This is a genomic window from Streptosporangium sp. NPDC000396 (assembly GCF_042898655.1).
GTDB lineage: Bacteria > Actinomycetota > Actinomycetes > Streptosporangiales > Streptosporangiaceae > Streptosporangium.
The window spans coordinates 20,260-37,709 of sequence record NZ_JBIAZA010000048.1; the positions used below are offsets into that span (position 1 = coordinate 20,260).

Annotated in this window: 17 protein-coding genes; 11 read left to right on the forward strand and 6 right to left on the reverse strand. The window is 72.1% G+C overall.

Translation table 11 applies throughout. The features are described from left to right. Positions 1-96: 96 nt before the first annotated feature. A complete protein-coding gene (locus ACFY2X_RS44245) occupies positions 97-1,557 on the reverse strand; it encodes a hypothetical protein (RefSeq protein ID WP_389950517.1) in 1,461 nt (486 codons plus the stop codon). A 43-nt stretch (positions 1,558-1,600) separates the two neighbouring features. Beyond that, positions 1,601-2,560 (reverse strand): LysR family transcriptional regulator, encoded by a 960-nt coding sequence (locus ACFY2X_RS44250; protein ID WP_389950520.1) that lies wholly within the window; start codon positions 2,558-2,560, stop codon positions 1,601-1,603. Positions 2,561-2,696: 136 nt separating this feature from the next. On the opposite strand from ACFY2X_RS44250, the gene ACFY2X_RS44255 reads away from it, so the two are divergent. Beyond that, positions 2,697-2,918, forward strand: coding sequence for a DUF6158 family protein (locus ACFY2X_RS44255; RefSeq protein WP_389950523.1), 222 nt, complete (start codon positions 2,697-2,699; stop codon positions 2,916-2,918). A gap of 10 nt (positions 2,919-2,928) precedes the next feature. Further along, entirely contained in the window at positions 2,929-3,168 is a 240-nt protein-coding gene (locus ACFY2X_RS44260; RefSeq protein WP_389950526.1) for a hypothetical protein, read from the forward strand. 193 nt (positions 3,169-3,361) lie between these two features. On the opposite strand, the gene ACFY2X_RS44265 is transcribed toward ACFY2X_RS44260, so the two are convergent. Then, positions 3,362-3,715: a tyrosine-protein phosphatase gene (locus ACFY2X_RS44265; RefSeq protein WP_389950528.1), complete on the reverse strand. Its 354-nt coding sequence runs from the start codon at positions 3,713-3,715 to the stop codon at positions 3,362-3,364. Between the two features lie 50 nt (positions 3,716-3,765). Between ACFY2X_RS44265 and ACFY2X_RS44270 the strand changes: the two genes are divergently transcribed. The 9 genes from ACFY2X_RS44270 (at position 3,766) to ACFY2X_RS44310 (ending at position 15,759) form a co-directional block, all read left to right on the forward strand. Further along, positions 3,766-5,601, forward strand: a complete 1,836-nt coding sequence (locus ACFY2X_RS44270) for a S9 family peptidase (RefSeq protein WP_389950531.1) — start codon at positions 3,766-3,768, stop codon at positions 5,599-5,601. Next, positions 5,565-6,875: a serine hydrolase gene (locus tag ACFY2X_RS44275; protein ID WP_389950534.1), complete on the forward strand. Its 1,311-nt coding sequence runs from the start codon at positions 5,565-5,567 to the stop codon at positions 6,873-6,875. The genes ACFY2X_RS44270 and ACFY2X_RS44275 overlap by 37 nt, the downstream gene beginning before the upstream one ends. A gap of 9 nt (positions 6,876-6,884) precedes the next feature. Further along, a complete protein-coding gene (locus ACFY2X_RS44280; protein ID WP_389950537.1) occupies positions 6,885-8,210 on the forward strand; it encodes a serine hydrolase domain-containing protein in 1,326 nt (441 codons plus the stop codon). Beyond that, positions 8,203-9,051: a serine hydrolase gene (locus ACFY2X_RS44285; RefSeq protein ID WP_389950539.1), complete on the forward strand. Its 849-nt coding sequence runs from the start codon at positions 8,203-8,205 to the stop codon at positions 9,049-9,051. Before ACFY2X_RS44280 ends, ACFY2X_RS44285 begins: the two co-directional genes overlap by 8 nt. Beyond that, complete coding sequence (locus tag ACFY2X_RS44290; protein ID WP_389950542.1) at positions 9,051-10,661, forward strand: PucR family transcriptional regulator; 1,611 nt, start codon at positions 9,051-9,053, stop codon at positions 10,659-10,661. Before ACFY2X_RS44285 ends, ACFY2X_RS44290 begins: the two co-directional genes overlap by 1 nt. Positions 10,662-10,748: 87 nt before the next feature. Further along, the gene (locus tag ACFY2X_RS44295) at positions 10,749-12,341 is read left to right on the forward strand and encodes an ABC transporter substrate-binding protein (protein ID WP_389950545.1); all 1,593 of its coding nucleotides are present in this window, start codon (positions 10,749-10,751) and stop codon (positions 12,339-12,341) included. Positions 12,342-12,344: 3 nt separating this feature from the next. After that, positions 12,345-13,274, forward strand: a complete 930-nt coding sequence (locus ACFY2X_RS44300) for an ABC transporter permease (protein WP_389950548.1) — start codon at positions 12,345-12,347, stop codon at positions 13,272-13,274. Continuing rightward, a complete protein-coding gene (locus tag ACFY2X_RS44305; RefSeq protein ID WP_389950550.1) occupies positions 13,274-15,085 on the forward strand; it encodes a dipeptide/oligopeptide/nickel ABC transporter permease/ATP-binding protein in 1,812 nt (603 codons plus the stop codon). Before ACFY2X_RS44300 ends, ACFY2X_RS44305 begins: the two co-directional genes overlap by 1 nt. Beyond that, on the forward strand, positions 15,082-15,759 hold the full coding sequence (locus tag ACFY2X_RS44310; RefSeq protein WP_389950553.1) for an ABC transporter ATP-binding protein: 678 nt from the start codon (positions 15,082-15,084) through the stop codon (positions 15,757-15,759). The genes ACFY2X_RS44305 and ACFY2X_RS44310 overlap by 4 nt, the downstream gene beginning before the upstream one ends. Here ACFY2X_RS44310 and ACFY2X_RS44315 read toward each other — a convergent pair. The 3 genes from ACFY2X_RS44315 to ACFY2X_RS44325 are packed head-to-tail and all read right to left on the reverse strand — an operon-like array spanning position 15,711 to position 17,406. Beyond that, a complete protein-coding gene (locus ACFY2X_RS44315) occupies positions 15,711-15,896 on the reverse strand; it encodes a hypothetical protein (RefSeq protein WP_389950556.1) in 186 nt (61 codons plus the stop codon). The two genes, ACFY2X_RS44310 and ACFY2X_RS44315, sit on opposite strands and share 49 nt — an antisense overlap. Positions 15,897-15,931: 35 nt before the next feature. Further along, entirely contained in the window at positions 15,932-16,666 is a 735-nt protein-coding gene (locus tag ACFY2X_RS44320; protein ID WP_389950558.1) for a GNAT family N-acetyltransferase, read from the reverse strand. Continuing rightward, complete coding sequence (locus tag ACFY2X_RS44325; RefSeq protein ID WP_389950561.1) at positions 16,663-17,406, reverse strand: membrane dipeptidase; 744 nt, start codon at positions 17,404-17,406, stop codon at positions 16,663-16,665. The genes ACFY2X_RS44320 and ACFY2X_RS44325 overlap by 4 nt, the downstream gene beginning before the upstream one ends. Positions 17,407-17,450: the final 44 nt, after the last annotated feature.

Below are 17,450 nucleotides of genomic sequence, written 5' to 3' on the forward strand. Positions count from 1 at the left end.
CCGGCCGAGCGCCGCCGCGAGCCGGATCGACGGCGCGGCGGCGCTCTCCAGCCTGTGGCATGCCGGGGCGCGTTCACCCCGAAGACGGCACGCCGTTCAGCGAGGCGGCGTCGTGGCGGGAGGCGCGCCGGGTGCTCGCGGGGCCCGCCTGAAGAAGGCGGCCACCGCGTAGGGGTCGACGGGATCGGTGAGCAGGGCGAGCATCTCGTCCTTGCGTGCCGGGTCCACCTTGAACGGGTGACCGAACACGTGTGGGCCCTCCCCGTCGCCCAGCAGCCGGGTCAGCATGAGGTCGCCGCGCCGAGCCTGGCGCGAGAGCAGCTCGTCGGCCAGCGTGATCGGCCCGCTCTCCGCTCGGCCCGTGTCGCGCAGGGTGATCTCCTCCCCGGCGACGTCGAGGACCTCCCACAGGCGCAGCGGTGTCCTGCGCCATGACTCCAGAAGCTCCACCTCGTCGTCACGCAGCCACTCGCCCCGCGCGTCCAGGAACTCGCCGACGACGTCGTTCTCGAACAACGCCAGGTCGGCCAGGGCGGGCTCGGCCACCCGGACGCTCAGCGCGATCAGGTCGTCGATCAGGCGGCGGCGGGCCGGACGGTAGCCGTAGGCCAGCAGCTGCCGGAACAGGTGGGCGGCCCGGACCGGAAGCGGGTCGTCCGGGTCGGTACGGCACGCGGCGTACTCGGCCGCGTCCCGCTCGGCAGGAGCCAGACCGGGGGAGAGGGAGAGCACCTCGGAGATGAGACCGGCCGCCTCGAACGACCGCCCCTCGCCCTCGGCCGACCTGGCGATCAGCAGCAGCGCGGCCGGTTCGGTGCGGGGGAGCGCCTCGACCAGGCCGGGGCCGAGCGGCTCACGCTCCACCTCGTCGGCGATCCTCGCGAGCACCGTCTCCGAGCGTGACAGATAGGTGATCGCCTTGGACAGATCGGCGTGCTGGTCGTAGGTCCGCAGCGCGCTGCGGACCAGGGCCAGCCTGATGATGTCCAGCGGAGCCAGGTCGGCGACCGACTCGGGGTCCCACGGCGCGCCCACGACGCCGGCCCGGCCGCCCCGCAGCTCCAGCGAGGCCTCGCGCAGCAGCGGGGCCAGTGGGGGAAGCGGGTCGGAGAAGACCTCGGGGGCCTTCATCAGCAACTCCAGGACCACGACGTCGATCGGGACGCCCGGACTGGACTCCAGTCCCTCGGCGAAGGCACGCAGGGCGTCCAGGGCCTGCTCGCCGAACTCCTGGGCGATCTGGATCGCCCGCTCGGCGGGGAAGTCGGCCAGCACCGTGGTGGACAGTTCCAGTTTGCCCTCGCGCAGGCGCAGAGCGACCATGTCCTCTGGCTCCACCCCCGCCAGCCAGCCGTCGGGCCCGGTCAGGACCGGTTCGCCCGCGTCGATCACGGTGCGGACCAGACCGCCTCCGGCCAGGGGCACCCCGTCACCGTCGGCCAGCCGCGCCCACAGCCGCAGGTCGTCGGCTGCCGCGAGTGCGCCGGCCGCCAGCTCGGCCCGGGTGACCAGGTGCGTCAGCACCGCGCCCTCGCTCAGCCTCAGAAGCTCGCTCATGAGGTCTATTGTTCTTGACATTCGGGGGCGACGGGTCACCGCGCTAGGGGACGGTGCCGAAGCGGGGATGTCCGGCCAGCCAGGCGGCGTATCGCGCGCTTCGCCGTACCGCGTCGGCGTGGGCGGCCTTCGCGTGCTCGACGATCGACGCCGCGACCCGCGCGGCGGGCTCCTCCGGGTGCCAGCCGAGCAGCTGCCGCCAGCGCAGGGGCGCGCCGGCGAGCGGCACCATCGCCGTGCCCGCGGGGGGCTGGAAGGTCGCCTGGCACAGTACGGCGGCGCGGCCGACCTGGGCCAGGTGCGCGCATGTGCCCACGTCGGTCTCGTAGATGGTCCGAGGGGTGAAACCCGAGCGGGCGCAGGCCGTGGCGAAGCAGTCGCCGAAACAGCTGTCGCCAGGAGTGACCGCCCACCGTTCGCCGGCCAGTTCGGCGAGTTCCACCTCCTCGCGGTCCGCGAGAGGGTGGTCCTCGTCCAGCAGCACGAAGACCGGGTCCATCCCCACGGTCACCCACACCACCGGGCTCTCCACCGGCGGCGGGCTCTCTCCGCAGGCGCCGATGAGCGCGAAGTCGATCCGGCCCAGGATGACCATCGTGGTGAGTTCTCTGGCGGACCAGGAGGTGTGGGTGCTCACCGGTGTCGACGGCCGTGCCGTGGCGAGACGGTCCACCAGCCCGCCCAGGATCGGCCCGTTGGTGGCGCCCAGCCGGTAGCAGGGGACGCTCCCGCTCGCGTTGGCGAACCGTACCGCCTCCTCCTGGAGTTCCTGGGCGGCGGGCAGCAGCACCATCGCCCTGGACAGCACCAGCTCCCCGAGAGGCGTCAGTCGCGCGCCGTTGTGATCGCGGTCGAACAAGGCTCCCCCGAGCGCCCGCTCTATCCGTTTGAGCTGCGTGGTCAGAGCAGGCTGGGCCAACCCCAGCCGGGTGGCCGCCTTGGTGACGCTCCCGGCCTCGGCAACCGCGCGCACGATCTTGAGGTGTCGGAGCTCGAGATCCATACCGGGAACGTAAAGCTGCGACCTTGTGCCTGCAATGCAAAGGAGTCATGAAATCTGACTTAATTTCGTGAAATCGTTCCCGTGGGATGCGTCACCCGGAAGGTGAGGAGAAGCCGTGGTGGGGTAGCGAGTTCTTATGACGATGGGAATCAACCCGGAAGACCTGGCCGAAGACGATCTGCTGCGCGAACTGCGGCACATGCACAAGACCCGGACCGACACGCTCATGCACGGTTCGGATGACGCGCTTGCCAACCACACCGCGCGGACCCGGGAACTGGAGGGGGAATACCTGCGCCGTCACCCCGAGCGGGACATCGATCCCGAGCGGCTGCGCGAGGGCGCGCGGCAGCGCTAGGGGTGTGGTCATGGAGGAGGGAATCCCTGACGCCCAGGCTCTGTCGGATGTCGACACCCGCGTTTACGAGGCGGTGGCCGGGCTCGCGGTGGCCGGAAAACCGGCGACGGCGGACGAGGTGGCCCACGCCACGACCCTGCCGGAGGAGGCGGTACGGCGCAGCCTTGATGCGCTGGTCGAGGCCGGTTGGCTGAGAACGGCCGGGACCGCCTACGTCCTCGGCCCCCACGGCTGGGGCCTGGAGCTCTGAGTGTCAGCTTCTTGGTTGTTGTGAACGGATACGACATTTCCCGATGGGCGGCCGTTTCCTGATGGGCGGCCGGCACGATCCAGATCGGCGGTCATCAGAATTCCCTGGTAGACGACCAAGCAAAGTCTTGATCAGCGGTCACCGATGTCGCGCACCACGGTGGGCTGGAATGCGGTGATGTCGATGCGGACTGTCAGTTCGGCAATCCCGGAGCAGGCCTGTCGAGAATGCCGTCTGCCGGTGTGCCATGCAGGCCTTTGCCCCAGTGCTCCCAGAATTCGGTGTCGGTCAGGTCTTCCAGCGGAGTGTGCACAATGTCGACGTCAGTTGCGCGAAGCTCGCTGCTGTTCTGACGGTCGTCGTCGTTGCGCAGGTCAATGATCGTGCGGATGTCATGCGCGGTCAGCGCCGACCGGCCTGCCGAGGTCAGGCGCTCGGGAGCATCCGAACGGACGACGGCGCCCCAGCGCGTCTCGTGCCCCTCGGCGTCGAGGAGGCCCTGTCCCGTGCCGCCTTCGTGCGGCGGCACAACGAACGGCGCCCGCATTTGTGCTCGCGGCCGAAGATGCGTCCGGGCCTCTCACCTACCGTTCCACCATGTCCCGCCTCTCCCTGAACGACCTCTTCCGCATCGCCGTACCCGGTGATCCGCAGGTGCGCCCGGACGGTGGTGCGGTCGCCTACACGCTGACCACCGCGGACAGGGACGCCGACGACAACCACTGCGAGGTGTGGCTGGCCGAGCCGGACCGCGAGCCGCGCCGGCTGACCGGTGGCCCCGCGGACCTGGCTCCCCGCTGGTCACCCGACGGCCGCACGCTCGCCTTCCTGCGCGCCGTGGACGGCAAGCCGCAGATCCACCTGCTGCCGATGGACGGCGGCGAGCCGCGCGTGCTGACCACCGACGGCGCGGGCCCGCCCGTGTGGTCGCCGGACGGCCGCCACCTGGCCTTCACCGCCCCGTACGGCGAGGCGCAGGCGCACGACCCGGTCGTGGCCGACACCCTGGAGTACAAGGCCGACGGCGCCGGCCTGCTGTGCGACCGGCGCGCCCATGTGGTGGTCGTGGAGGTGGACTCAGGCGCGTGGCGCAGGCTCACCGAGGGCGACTTCCACGCCGGCGAGCCCACCTGGTCGCCCGACGGGCAGCGGCTCGCCTTCGTCGCCGACATGGAGCCCGACCGCGACCTGGTGCCCGGCGGCGCCGTCTATCTCGTCGATCTCGACGGCGGGCAGCCCAAGCGGCTCACCGACCAGGGCGTGATCTGCACGGGCGTGTGGTGGCTCGGCGAGCGCCTGGTGGCGACCGGATTCACCGGCGATCCCGTCGGCCACACCCGCCTGTTCACGCTCGAGGCCGACGGCCTGGCCGAGATCGAGACCGGCCTGGACCGCAACGTCATGGTGGGCGCCCCCGGCTACCCGGGCGCCCCGCCGCTCTTGCTGGACGACGAGCTGCTGTTCTGCGCTCGTGAGGGCGGCCTCACCCACCTGTTCGGCCTGGACGGCCGGGCGAAGGTGGGCGGGGAGTTCGGCGTGTCGGGCGCCACGGCCGCGGCCGGTCGCCTGGCCTACGTGGCCGCCACCCCGGGCAGCGCCGGCGACGTCTACCTCGACGGCCTGCGGCTCACCGATCACGCGCTCCCGGACGTGGAGCTCTTCCCGCTCGAACGCCGCGTGTTCACCGCACCCGACGGCACCCCCGTCGAGGGTTTCCTGCTGCGCGACCCGGCGCTGAAGCAGCCGGGACCACTCCTGCTCGACGTGCACGGCGGCCCGCACAACGCGTGGGCGCCCGTCTTCGACGGCGTCCACCTCTACCACCAGGTGCTCGCCGCGCGCGGCTGGAGCGTGCTCACGCTCAACCCGCGCGGCAGCGACGGGTACGGCGAGGTCTTCTACACCGCCGCGATCGGCGCGTGGGGCCTGGCCGACGCCGGCGACTTCCTGGCCGCGATCGACGACCTGGTCGAGGAGGGCCTGGCCGACCCGGACCGGCTGGCCGTGACCGGCTACAGCTACGGCGGCTACATGGCCTGCTGGCTGTCGGCCACCACCGACCGGTTCAGGGCCGCCATCCCCGGCGGCTGCGTCAGCGACCTGACCAGCATGTCGGGCACCTCGGACGCCGGGCACCTGCTCAAGACCTTCGAATGCCGCGGTGACCTGGCGGCGCAGTCGCCGATCACGCACGTGGCCGGCGTGCGCGCGGCCACCCTCGTCCTGCACGGCGAGCGCGACGACCGCTGCCCCGTCGGGCAGGCCGAGCAGTGGTTCGCCGCGCTGCGCGAGCGCGGGGTGCCCGCCAGGCTCGTGCGCTACCCGGGCGGTTCGCACCTGTTCATCCTCAACGGACGCCCGTCCCACCGACTCGACTACAACGAAAGGATCGTCGCGTGGCTGGAGCAATGGATGATTGGCTCGGAGAGCTGATCGCCGCATACGACGTACCCGGGGCCGCTGTCGCCTACCTCCACCAGGGGGAGATGCACGAGAGCGCGGCCGGTGTCCTCAACCGGCGCACGGGCGCGCAGGTGACGCCCGACTCGCTCTTCCAGATCGGCTCGGTCACCAAGGTGTGGACCGCCACCCAGCTGGCCCTGCTGGCCGAGCAGGGCGCGCTCACCCTCGACACCCCCGTCGCCGAGCTGCTGCCCGGCTTCCGGGTCGGCGACCCCGAGGTGACCGGGACGGTGACCGTCCGGCACCTGCTCAGTCACACCTCGGGCATCGACGGTGACCTGTTCCTCGACACCGGCCGCGGCGACGACTGCCTCGAGCGGTACGTCGCCGCCTGCGCCGACCTGGCGCAGAACCATCCGCTCGGCGCCACCCAGTCCTACTGCAACGCGGGATTCGTCATCGCCGGCCGTGTCGTCGAGCACCTGACGGGCACGGTGTGGGACCAGGCGCTGCGCGAGCAGATCATCGAACCGCTGGGCCTGACCCACACCTGGACCCTGCCCGAGGACGTGCTGCGCTTCGGCGCCGCCGTCGGTCACGTCGACGGGGAGCCCAGCTCCGTCTGGGGCCTCATGCGCTCCTGCGGCCCGGCCGGGCTGATCACCGCCAGGCCCGCCGACGTCGTCGCCTTCGGACGTGCCCACCTGGAGGGCGGCCTGCTCAAGGACCCGCGCGCCCTGTGGGAGCCGCAGGTCGCCATCCCCAACCCGCACACGCTGGGCACGCACTGGGGCATCGGCTGGATCCTCGACGAGTGGGACGGCCAGCGGGTCGTCTCCCACGGCGGCAACACCATCGGCCAGTCGTCGATGCTGTGGATGCTGCCCGGCACCGGCACCATCGTGTGCGCCGTGGCCAACGGCGGGCACAGCGCGGCCTTCTTCCACCACCTGGCCACCGAGCTGTTCCGCGAGCTGGACGGCGTGGCCGTCCCCCCGGTGCTCGGGCCGACCGAGCAGCCGGTCGAGGTGGACGCCGCGCGGTACGCCGGAGTCTACGAGCGGGTCGGCAGCCGGATGACGGTCACGGTCCGCGACGGCGGCCTGCGGCTGCTGATGGAGGTCACGGGCGCCCTGGCGGGCCTGCAGGAGCCGGCCGAGCTGGACCTGCTGCCCGTCGACGACGTCACCTTCGTCGGCCGCCTCCAGGACGACCCGCAGTGGCTGTCGGCGGTCTTCTACGAGCTGGCCGACGGCTCGCCCTACGTCCACATGGGTGTCCGCGCCACGCCCAAGATCGCCTGAGGATCATCCATGGACCTGCAGCACCGCCTCGACGAGGCCGCGCGTGACCACAACGTCCCCGGAGCCGCCGTCGCCGTGTGGGCGGACGGCCGGCTGATCGAGGCGGCCACCGGCGTCGTCAACCGCGACACTGACGTGGAGACGACGACCGACAGCCTGTTCCAGGTCGGCTCCACAACCAAGATCTGGACGGCCGCCCTGGTCATGCGATTGGTCGAGGAGGGCGCGGTGGACCTCGACGCGCCCGTGCGCAAGTACCTGCCCGAGTTCGGCCTGGCCGACGCGGCCGCGGCCGAGACGGTCACGGTCAGGCACCTGCTGACCCACACCGGTGGGTTCGCCGGCGACCTGTTCGAGGACACCGGGCGCGGCGACGGCTGCCTCGACCGCTTCGTGAGCTTCCTGCACGGCGCGCCGCAGGTCTACGAGCCGGGCGCGATGTTCTCCTACTGCAACTCGGGGTACGTCGTGCTCGGCGCGCTGGCCGCCAGGTTCGCCGGGGGCACGTGGGAGCGGGCCATGCGCGAGCGGCTGATGAACCCGCTCGGCGTCACGCACGGGGCGCTGATGGCCGAGGAGGCCGTGCTGTTCCGCGCCTCGGTCGGGCACCTCGGGCCCGGCAACGCGGTCAACCTGAACTGGCAGATGCCGCGCTCGAACGCGCCCGCCGGATCCACCCTGTGCCTGGCGCCGCGCGAGCTGGTCCGCTTCGGCCGGATGTTCCTCGACGGCGGCGTCACGGCCGACGGCTCCAGGTTGCTGGAGGAGGAGACGGTCGCGGCGATGACCACCGCCCAGGTGGACGTGCCGGGCGTGCCCGGCCTGCTCGCCGACCGGTGGGGGCTCGGCTTCGAGCTGTTCGACTGGGGCGCTCCCGTCTTCGGCCACGACGGCGGCACTGTCGGGCAGAGCACGTTCTGGCGGATCGTCCCCGGCAGCCGCTTCACGATCGCGATGAGCTGCAACGGCGGCGACGTGCCCGCTTTCCTCGGCGACCTGGCCTTCTCGCTGGTCCGCGAGCTGGCGGGGGTGACCCCCACCCCGCTGCCGACCGTGCCCGACCAGTCCGCGGCGGTGGACGCCACCCGCTACGCGGGCACCTACCAAGGGCCGGTCGCCGTGCAGGAGGTGGCCGCGGTCGACGGCGGCCTGGAGGTGACCACCATTCCCGGCGCGTTCATGCGCCAGGCCGGAGTGGAGCGCACGACCGAGAGGTTCGTCCACCACTCGGGCGAGTCCTTCATCGCCGTCGAGGCCAAGACGACGATCACCTTCCTCGAGCGGGACGGGCGGCTCTTCCTCCACAGCGGCGGCAGGGCGGTGGCACGTGCGTGAGCTGTTCGCGGCCGCCGAGGTCGAGGGGTTCCTGCACGCGAGGGAGATCGACGGCGAGCGCGAGGTGTGCCACGGGGCCGACGACCCCGTGGTGCTCGCCTCGGTCTTCAAGATCCCGATCGTCCTGGAGTACGCGAGGCAGGCCGCCGCGGGCCTGGTCTCCAGGACCGAGCGGCTGCCGGTGACCATGGAGCACCGCGACGGCGGCATCGGCACCTCCGGCTGCGCCGACGAGATCGAGCTCTCCCTGCGCGACCTGGCCCTGTTCATGATGTCGATGAGCGACAACGCCGCCACCGACGTGCTGCTGGAGAAGGTGGGGGTGGAGCGTGTCAACGCCACCCTCGCCGGGCTCGGGCTGAAGGCCACGCGCCTGGTCGGCGACTGCCGCGTGCTGCTGGGCAGCGTCCTGTCCGAGCTCGGCGCCGACTCGTGGGAGGAGGCGGCGGCCACACCGCCGGAGGTTCTGCGCACGCTGTCGGTGCTCGACCCGGCCAGGACCTCCGCCTCCACCCCCCGCGAGACCACCACGCTGCTGGCCAAGATCTGGCGCGACGAGGCGGGTCCGCCGCAGGCCTGCGCCGAGGTCAGGCAGATCATGGAACGGCAGGTCTGGCCGCACCGGCTGTCGTCGGGCTTCGGCGACGACGTCCGGATCTCCGCCAAGACCGGGACGATCTTCGGCATCCGCAACGAGGCGGGCGTCGTGGAGTATCCCGACGGGAGACGCTACGCCGTCGCCGTCTACCTCCGGCCGCGCTCGCTCGGCTTCCGCCTGCCCAAGGCGGATGCCGTCATCGGCGCGGCGGCCCGCGAGGCTCTCGACGAGCTACGCGGCTGATGTCGGTCTTCGCCCATTATCGTGAGGAGAAGACGACTCGGCCACGGGCCAGTCTGCGCCGGATCCTCGACGATCTGGGCAGCACGGTGCTCGACGTGGCCGCCTCGCCCGGCAACCTCGACGCCGAGGTCAGCGGCGTCCACATCTACGACCCCCTCGACGAGCTGCTCCTGCCCCCGGGCGGCCTGCTGCTCGGCGTGGGGGTCGAAGGCGCCGAGGCGATCTGCGACCTGCTGGAGGCGGGTCCCGGCTCCGGCGTCGTGATCAAGCAGCCCGTGGCGGCCGACGAGCGGGTGCGGGCCAAGGTGCTGGAGACCGGCGTCGCCGTCCTCGGCCTCACCCGCGCCGCCTCCTGGTCCCAGGTGGCGGCGCTGCTGCGCTCGCTGCTGGCCGAAGGCGATCTGACGGAGTCCGGCCAGCAGCCGCCCGACGATCTGTTCTCCCTGGCCAACGCGCTGTGCGCGCTGCTGGACGCGCCGGTCACCATCGAGGACCGCTCGGCCCGGGTGCTGGCCTTCTCCGGCCGCCAGGAGGAGGCCGACTCCAGCAGAATCGCCACCGTGCTCGGCCGCCAGGTGCCCGAGGTGTACCAGCGCATGCTCGATGAGCAGGGCTGGTTCCGCAAGCTCTACCAGAGCACAAGACCGGTCTTCATCGACCTGTCCGAGGGGCTGCCCCGGGTGGCGATCGCCGTCCGCTCCGGCGACGAGATCCTCGGCTCCATCTGGGTCGTGGTCCGCGAACCGCTCAGCGAGCAGCGCGAGTGGGCGCTCATCGACGCCGCGAAGATCGTCGCCCTGCACCTGCTGCGCCAGCGCGTGGGCGCCGACACCCGCCGGCGGCTGCAGGCCGACCTGCTGTCCACGATCCTGGAGGGCGGCAGGGACGCCGCCGAGGCCGCCGGCCGCCTCGGGGTGGCCAGCGAGCGGCTGTGCGTGCTGGCCGCGCAGCTCACCGAGACGCGGGCCGACGCCGCCCAGGCCGAGGCCGACAGCCAGCGCTTCTGCGACGCGCTGGCCCTCCACGTCGGCGCCATCCATCCCAGGGCGGCCGCCGCCCTCGTCGGCTCGGTGGCCTACGCGCTCCTGCCGCTGCACGCCAGCGGTGAGGAGGAGGCCAGGGCCGTACGCGTCGCCGAGAGCTTCCTGTCCAGGGTCGGGCCCCGCCACAGCGCCAACATCGGGGTCGGCAGGCTGGCCGCCGACCTGGGCGAGGTGGCCAGATCGCGGGCCGACGCCGACAGGTCGCTGCGCGTGCTGCGCTCCAGGGGCGTCGCGGGACAGGTGGCGGGCTACAGCGACGTGCACTTCGAGTCGCTGCTGCTCCAGCTGGGCGACCTGGCCGCGGCGGAGGACCAGGTTCCGACCGGGCCCTACCACCGGCTGCTGCGCTACGACGCCGAGCACGGCACCGAGCTGGCCGCCACTCTTGGCGCCTACCTCGACAGTTTCGGCGACGTCAACGCCGCCGCGGCGGCTGTGCACGTGCACTCCAACACCTTCAGGTACCGCCTGCGCCGCCTGACCGAGATCAGCGGTCTCGATCTCGCCGACCCCGAGGCGCGGCTCGCCGCGATGCTCATGATGCGCATCTTCGGTCGGCGGCACTAGAGGAGTGGCCGCTTTCGTCGCAGCGCACGAAGAATCCCGCGGGATCACAGGGGAAGGTGAGGCCACCCCTCCAGCCGGGAGCTTCGCATGAACGCAACCACCGCGGCGACTGTGCTCGCCCTGACCGGACTGCTCGTCGCCTCCTGCGGCGCGGCGCCCTCCACCCCTGGCGTTGTCGGCGGCCTCGCCGACAACGCCACCTTCACCGCCGCCATCCCCGCCGACCCGGGCGCCCTCGATCCCGCGACGGGCATCCTGTCCGTCACCAACACTGTGCTGAACTTCGCCTACGACACCCTCGTCGGCATGCGGCCCGACGGGACGCTCACCCCCGCCCTGGCCACGAAGTGGGACATCAGACCCGAGTCGGTCACCTTCACCCTGCGCAAGGACGTCACCTGCGCTGACGGCTCGCCCGTCACCCCGTCGGTCGTGGCCGAGAACTTCACCCACATCGCCGACCCCGCCACCAAGTCCCCCGTCTACGGCGTGCTCGTCCCCGCCGGCATCAAGGCCGAGGCCGACGACGCCGCCGGAACCGTCACCCTGACCATGCCCCAGCCCTTCTCCTTCATCGTGGAGAGCGCGGCCCAGGTGTACATCGTCTGCGGCAAGGGACTGAAGGACCGTTCGCTGCTGGCCAGGCACACTTCGGGCTCGGGCCTGTTCCAGCTCGCCGAGGCCGTCTCCGGCGACCACTACACCCTGACCCGGCGTCAGGACTACGCCTGGGGCCCCGAAGGCGTCACCGCCAGGACCCCGGGGCTGCCGGCCAAGGTCGTGCTGAAGGTCGTGCCCAACGAGCAGACCGCCGTCAACCTGCTGAGGTCGGGCGCGCTGAACCTGGCCACCGTCCAGGGGCCCGACAGGCAGCGGCTGGAGGCCGACCGGTCGATCGCCAAGACCGTCATCGGCGCCGCCAACGGCCAGTTCTTCTACCACCAGGGAGAGGACCGGCCGACCGGGTATCCCGCCGTGCGCAAGGCGCTCACCCAGGGCGTCAACCTCATGGAACTGGCCGCGATCGCCGCCGAGGGCACCGGGCGGAAGGCCACCAGCCTGATGCTCGAGCCGCGCCCCTGCAAGGGCGACAGCGTCAGCGGGCACATGCCGGTCCACGACCCCGCGGCCGCGGCCGCCGCCCTCGACGCCGCCGGATGGCGGCCCGGTCCTGACGGCGTCAGGGTCAAGGACGGCAAGCGGCTGACCCTGCGCTTCCTGTACGTCACGACCCATGGGCAGGGCGTCCTCGCCGCAGCCGAATACCTCGCTGCCACCTGGAAGAAGCTGGGCGCCGAGGTGCGGCTCAACGGCGTCATCGACACCAAGCTGGCCGAATCGCTCAACGTCACCCAGGACTGGGACGTGGTCTGGCTGCCCATCGGCGTGGCACTGCCCTCCCAGCTGACCGGATTCCTGAGCGGGCCGAGCGCGCCGAAGGGCGCCAACTTCGCCCATGTGAACAACAGCCGCTACAACGAGCTGGTCGCCAAGGCTTCGGCCAGGCCTGCCGCGGAGAGCTGCCCCGACTGGCTGGCGGCCGAGTCGGCCCTGTTCGAGGCCGCCGACCTCGTGCCGGTGGTGGAGAACACCGCGGTCGTCGCGACGAAGGGTGCCACCCTGGAGGGCTTCGCCAGCCTGGTCACGCCCACCTCCATCCGCATGACGAAGGCGGGTTGAGCCTTGCTCCTGCCGCGCCTGGCCAGGTTCGCGGCGGCCCTGGCCGCCCTCACGGTCGCCACGTTCGCGATGATCCATCTCATTCCCGGCGACCCCGTCAGGGCCGCCCTCGGGCCCGCCGCGCCCGTGGAGCTGGTCGCCGCCCGCACCGCGGCGCTCGGCCTGGACCAGCCCCTGCCGATGCAGTTCGTCACCTACGTCAGGGGCGTCCTCACCGGCGACCTCGGTACCTCCTTCCTCACCGGGGAGCCGGTGGGCCAGATCGTCCTGGAGCGGCTGCCGAACACGCTGGCGCTGGCCGTGCTCGCCACCCTCGTCGCGCTGCTGGTCGCGGTGCCCCTCGGGCTGTGGGTGGCGATCCGCACCGAGAACGGCCGCCGCCGCGGCACAGAGCTCGGCTTCACCGCCGGCACCGGCGCCGCGGTGGCCGTCCCCGAGTTCTTCTACTCGATCGCGCTGGTCGTGGTCTTCGCCATCACGCTGGGCTGGTTCCCGCCGGCCGGCAAGGAGGGCGCTCTGTCGTTCGTGCTGCCGGTCATCGCGCTGGCGATCGGGCCCGCCGCCCTGATCGCCCGCCTGGTCCGCGTGGAGACCGCACGCGAGCTCGGCAAGGACTACGTCAGGCTGGCCAGGGCCAAGCGGCTGCCGGCCGCCATGATCAACATCCGGCACGTGCTGCCGAACGCGCTGACGGCCACGCTGACGACGGGCGGCCTGCTGCTCGGCGGGCTCATCGCCGGCAGCGTGCTCGTCGAGTACGTCTTCGCCTGGCCCGGCCTCGGCATGCGGATGACCGAGGCGATCACGCAGAAGGACTTCCCCGTCGCCCAGGGCGTGATCCTCGTCTACGGCGCGATCGTGCTCGTCGTCAACCTGGCCGTGGATCTCGTGCTCGGCGTGCTCGACCCCCGCTCGACCATCAAGGAGGGCTGATGCGGACCCCTGCAGGGCCGGCCGGAGCGGCCATCGTCGCGCTCATGCTGGTGCTGGCCATCGCCGGGCCACCGATCTGGGGCGACAGGGCCGAGCTCATCGACCCGGCGGCGGCCCTGTCGGGCGCCTCGGCCGCGCACCCACTGGGCACCGACAACCTCGGCCGCGACATCCTGGCCAGGGTGCTGGTGGCCACCAGGATGTCGCTGCTGCTGGCCATGCTGGCCACCGCCATCGGCGCGGCGATCGGCGCGGTGCTCGGCACGCTGCCCTCCGTGCTGCCGCGCCGGCCGGGGCGGCTCGTCACCGGTACCGTCAACGCCCTGGTGGCCTTCCCCGGGCTGCTGCTGGCCATGTTCACCGCCGTCGTGGCCGGACTCGGCGCGCGCGGGGCGGTGCTCGGCATCGGTGTCGCCGTCGCTCCCGGCTTCGCCAGGCTGACCCAGACGCTGGCCGCCTCCGTGGCGGCCTCCGACTACGTGGCCGCCGCCAGGCTGCTCGGCGTGTCCAGGACCAGGATCGTCACCAGGCACGTGCTGCCGAACATCGCCGAACCCCTCATCCTCAACCTCACCACCATGATCGGCGGCAGCCTGCTCGGCCTGGCCGGGATGTCCTTCCTCGGGCTTGGCGTGCAGTCGCCCGGCTACGACTGGGGGCGGCTGCTGTTCGACGGCTTCGCCCGGATCTACGTCAACCCCGTCGTGGCGCTCGGTCCCGCGCTGATGGTGGTGCTGGCCGGCGTCGGGTTCAACCTGCTGGGCGAGGCGCTGGCCAGGACCGCGAGCCGCGCGGACGTCCACCGGGAGCCTCCGGCCGTCCCGCCACCCCCGGCGGACGAGGACGGGCGGCAGGGCGACGAGGCGGTGCTGGAGGTCAGGAACCTCACCGTCACCTTCCCCGGCGGTGTCACCCCGGTGCGCGAGGTCTCGCTCACCGTCGGCCCCGGCGAGATCGTCGGCGTCGTGGGGGAGTCGGGCAGCGGCAAGAGCCTGACCGCCTACGCCGTCGGCGGCCTGGTGCCCTACCCCGGCGTGGTCGGCGGCGGGCCGGTGCTGCTGTGCGGCCAGGACGTGCACGCGCTGCCCGAGGAGCAGCGCAGGAAGGTGCTCGGCACCCGCCTCGCCATGGTCTTCCAGGACCCCATGGCCTCGCTCAACCCGGCGCTGAAGGTCGGCGGGCAGCTGGCCGAGGTGGCCACCGTGCACCAGCGCGCCGGCCGCGCCGACGCCTGGCGCAGGGCCGTCGACCGGCTCGGCCATGTGCGGATCACCGACCCGGAGCGCCGCGCCCGCCAGCACCCGCACGAGTTCTCCGGCGGCATGCGCCAGCGCGCCGTCATCGCCATGGGGCTCATGGGCGCGCCCAGACTCATCATCGCCGACGAGCCCACCACCGGCCTGGACGTCACCGTGCAGCAGGAGATCCTGCGCCTGCTGCGCGAGGTGACCGAGGAGAGCCAGGCGGGAACGCTGTTCATCTCGCACGACATCGCGGTGGTCGGCGCGTTGTGCGACAGGGTCGTCGTCATGTACGCCGGCCGGGTGGTCGAGGAACTGCCCGCCGACCGGCTCGCCGCCGCCGCCCACCCCTACACCAGGGCGCTGGTCGCCTCGGTGCCCGACATGGCCACCGACAGGTCGCTGCCGCTGGCCAGCATCCCCGGCCGCCAGCCGGGGCCGGCCGAGGTCGGCGAGGGCTGCGCGTTCGCGGACAGGTGCCCGCTGGCCACCGGCCGCTGCACGGCCGAGCGTCCGCCACTGGAAGAGCACGGCAAGGCGCACCGTGTCGCCTGCTGGGAGGTTTCATGATCATCAACGGCCTGACGGTCAGGTTCGGCACGTTCACCGCCGTGGACGACGTCTCGCTGGAGATCCCGCCAGGGCGTGTCGTCGGCCTGGTGGGCGAGTCGGGCTCGGGCAAGTCGACGCTGGCCAGAGCGGTGAGCGGGCTGGTGCCGTACACGGGGGTGATCGAGGACGGCGGCGGGGTGCAGATGGTCTTCCAGGACCCCTACGCCTCGCTGAACCCACGGATGACGGTGGGCGCGTCGGTGGCCGAGGGCCTGCGCAGGCCCGACACCCAGGAGGTGGAACGGCTGCTCGCCCTGGTGTCGCTGCCGGCGCAGACGGCCGCCCGCTATCCGCGCGAGCTGTCGGGCGGCCAGCGCCAGCGCGTCGCGATCGCCAGGGCGCTCGGCGCCGCGCCCCGGCTGCTGGTCGCCGACGAGATCACCTCGGCGCTGGACGTGTCGGTGCAGGGCGCCGTGCTCAACCTGGTGCGCTCGCTGCGCGCCGAGCTCGGCCTGTCGATCCTGTTCATCTCACACAACCTGGCGGTGGTCCGCTACGTCGCCGACGACATCGCCGTCATGCGCCACGGCAGGCTGGTCGAGTACGGGCCCGCCGACCAAGTGGTGGAGGCGCCCGCGCACGACTACACCCGCGCCCTCCTGGCGGCCGTGCCGCGCCTGCCCACCACCTGAGCACCGGCGCCCGGCCGCCTCGCGCGGCGGGCATGGGCGGTGCAGTAGCGGCGGGTGAACGGCATCAGCAGCCGGTCCAGCCCGCTCCTGTGCCCTCTGCCCACGACCAGCAGGTCGATCGGCCTGGCCGGCTCCACGAGGAGAGGGTCAGGCCCGCCCAGCACTGCGCCCCTCAGGGCCGCTCCACCACGTAATGGGACTTCGTATGGAAACCTGTTACCCGGGCGCCGTCCTCCAGCAGTCCGCCCAGCACCTCGCGCACCGCGTGCCGCCAAGCCTTCGCGGTGCCGGGATCCCGCCTGCGAAGCGTCTCCACGTCCGCGGGCACCGCGACCAGCAGCACCTTCGCGTCCGTGTCGCCCGCGACGGGCCTGCCGTCATCCTCCCTCAGCGCCACGCCCGCCCCCTCCACCGTGTACGGCACCGGCGGCTCGGCCAGCCGCCACACCGCCAGCAGCCGGTCGGACTCGTCGCCCCTGTTGACGGCGTCCTGCATGACGCCGTAGAAGCCCGGCAGGTACTCCTCGGGCCTGGCGCCCAGCTTGGCCAGGTTGAAGTGCGCGTTGCGGCGGACCAGCGGGTCGTAGGTCCAGGTGACGCGGTCGATGCCGCGCACCAGCGCCCACGCGCGCTGGTGCTGCTTGAGCGCGAAGCCGACGCCCCGGCCGGTGACCGCGCCGGTGATGTGGGAGTGGAGCGCTCCGCCTTCGGCGAAGAAGGCGACGGAGGCGCCCACCATCCGCGTGCCCTCGTAGGCTCCGGCGACGTAGTTGCCCGCGTGCGCCAGGGCGTGCATCAGCTCCGGGTTGATCGGCTGGTTGCTCTGTTCGAAGCCCCAGATGCCGGTGAAGAGCCCGAAGGCCTCACCGAACTCCTCGAGGCTGTGCAGCTCCCTGATCTCGGTCATCGCAGCGCCTCGCCGAGGAGCCGGTGCACGTTGCCGCCGAGGATCTTGAGGATGTCCTTCTCCGGCATGCCCCTGCGGGTCAGGGCCTCGGTGACCAGCGGCAGGCCACGCGGGCCGTCCAGTCCCGGCAGGGTGGCCAGGGGGTCGATCTCGCCGTAGCCGAGTTCCTCGCAGCAGGGCGGGGTGGTATCCATCATCTCTAGCGAGGGGACTGCCGGGTTCACCCGGCGGGGGAATCGCTTCCCTGTTACGGCTTTCTTGCTTGAAACGGTCAGGGCTTGGCCGTCGTTTCCCTCAGCCGAGGGAAGCGAGAAGCCGCTCTCTTCGGGGAGCGGAGGAGTCACGATGACCTCGCGGACGAAGTCAGGACCGAGACCGACGTGGTCGACGCCGGCGACGGCGATGTGGTCGACGAGCCGGTCGAGAGTGTGGTCGGCCGGGTCGTCGGCCAGGAACTCAGGGACGAAGTTGACGCAGACCACGCCGCCGGTCGCGGCGACCCCTCTCAGTTGGTCGTCGGTCAGGTTGCGGTGGTGGTCGCGCAGGGCGCGGGCCGAGGAGTGGGTGGTGTCGATGAAGACGGGCAGCACCTGGAGCTTGACACCGCCCTCCCGCAGTTGGGGCAGCCACCGGTCGCGGAAGAAGCCCGCCCAGCGCTGCGGCGGACGGGCGGCGACGGCCATGAGCAGGTCGTTATGCGTGTCCGCGACAAGGGCGCGGTGGTGGAGATCGAACGGCATGCCGTGACGGTATGCCAAGGGCCGCCGGAGGAGTTCGTCGGGAA

What these genes read in the sequence shown, in the direction of transcription:
- ACFY2X_RS44250 (WP_389950520.1), bottom strand. Translation starts at nt 2,560, where the DNA reads ATGGATCTCGAGCTCCGACACCTCAAGATCGTGCGCGCGGTTGCCGAG.
- ACFY2X_RS44280 (WP_389950537.1), top strand. Translation starts at nt 6,885, where the DNA reads ATGGACCTGCAGCACCGCCTCGACGAGGCCGCGCGTGACCACAACGTC.
- ACFY2X_RS44265 (WP_389950528.1), bottom strand. Translation starts at nt 3,715, where the DNA reads ATGCGGGCGCCGTTCGTTGTGCCGCCGCACGAAGGCGGCACGGGACAG.
- ACFY2X_RS44325 (WP_389950561.1), bottom strand. Translation starts at nt 17,406, where the DNA reads ATGCCGTTCGATCTCCACCACCGCGCCCTTGTCGCGGACACGCATAAC.
- ACFY2X_RS44270 (WP_389950531.1), top strand. Translation starts at nt 3,766, where the DNA reads ATGTCCCGCCTCTCCCTGAACGACCTCTTCCGCATCGCCGTACCCGGT.
- ACFY2X_RS44305 (WP_389950550.1), top strand. Translation starts at nt 13,274, where the DNA reads ATGCGGACCCCTGCAGGGCCGGCCGGAGCGGCCATCGTCGCGCTCATG.
- ACFY2X_RS44290 (WP_389950542.1), top strand. Translation starts at nt 9,051, where the DNA reads ATGTCGGTCTTCGCCCATTATCGTGAGGAGAAGACGACTCGGCCACGG.
- ACFY2X_RS44260 (WP_389950526.1), top strand. Translation starts at nt 2,929, where the DNA reads ATGGAGGAGGGAATCCCTGACGCCCAGGCTCTGTCGGATGTCGACACC.
- ACFY2X_RS44245 (WP_389950517.1), bottom strand. Translation starts at nt 1,557, where the DNA reads ATGAGCGAGCTTCTGAGGCTGAGCGAGGGCGCGGTGCTGACGCACCTG.
- ACFY2X_RS44295 (WP_389950545.1), top strand. Translation starts at nt 10,749, where the DNA reads ATGAACGCAACCACCGCGGCGACTGTGCTCGCCCTGACCGGACTGCTC.
- ACFY2X_RS44310 (WP_389950553.1), top strand. Translation starts at nt 15,082, where the DNA reads ATGATCATCAACGGCCTGACGGTCAGGTTCGGCACGTTCACCGCCGTG.
- ACFY2X_RS44255 (WP_389950523.1), top strand. Translation starts at nt 2,697, where the DNA reads ATGACGATGGGAATCAACCCGGAAGACCTGGCCGAAGACGATCTGCTG.
- ACFY2X_RS44320 (WP_389950558.1), bottom strand. Translation starts at nt 16,666, where the DNA reads ATGACCGAGATCAGGGAGCTGCACAGCCTCGAGGAGTTCGGTGAGGCC.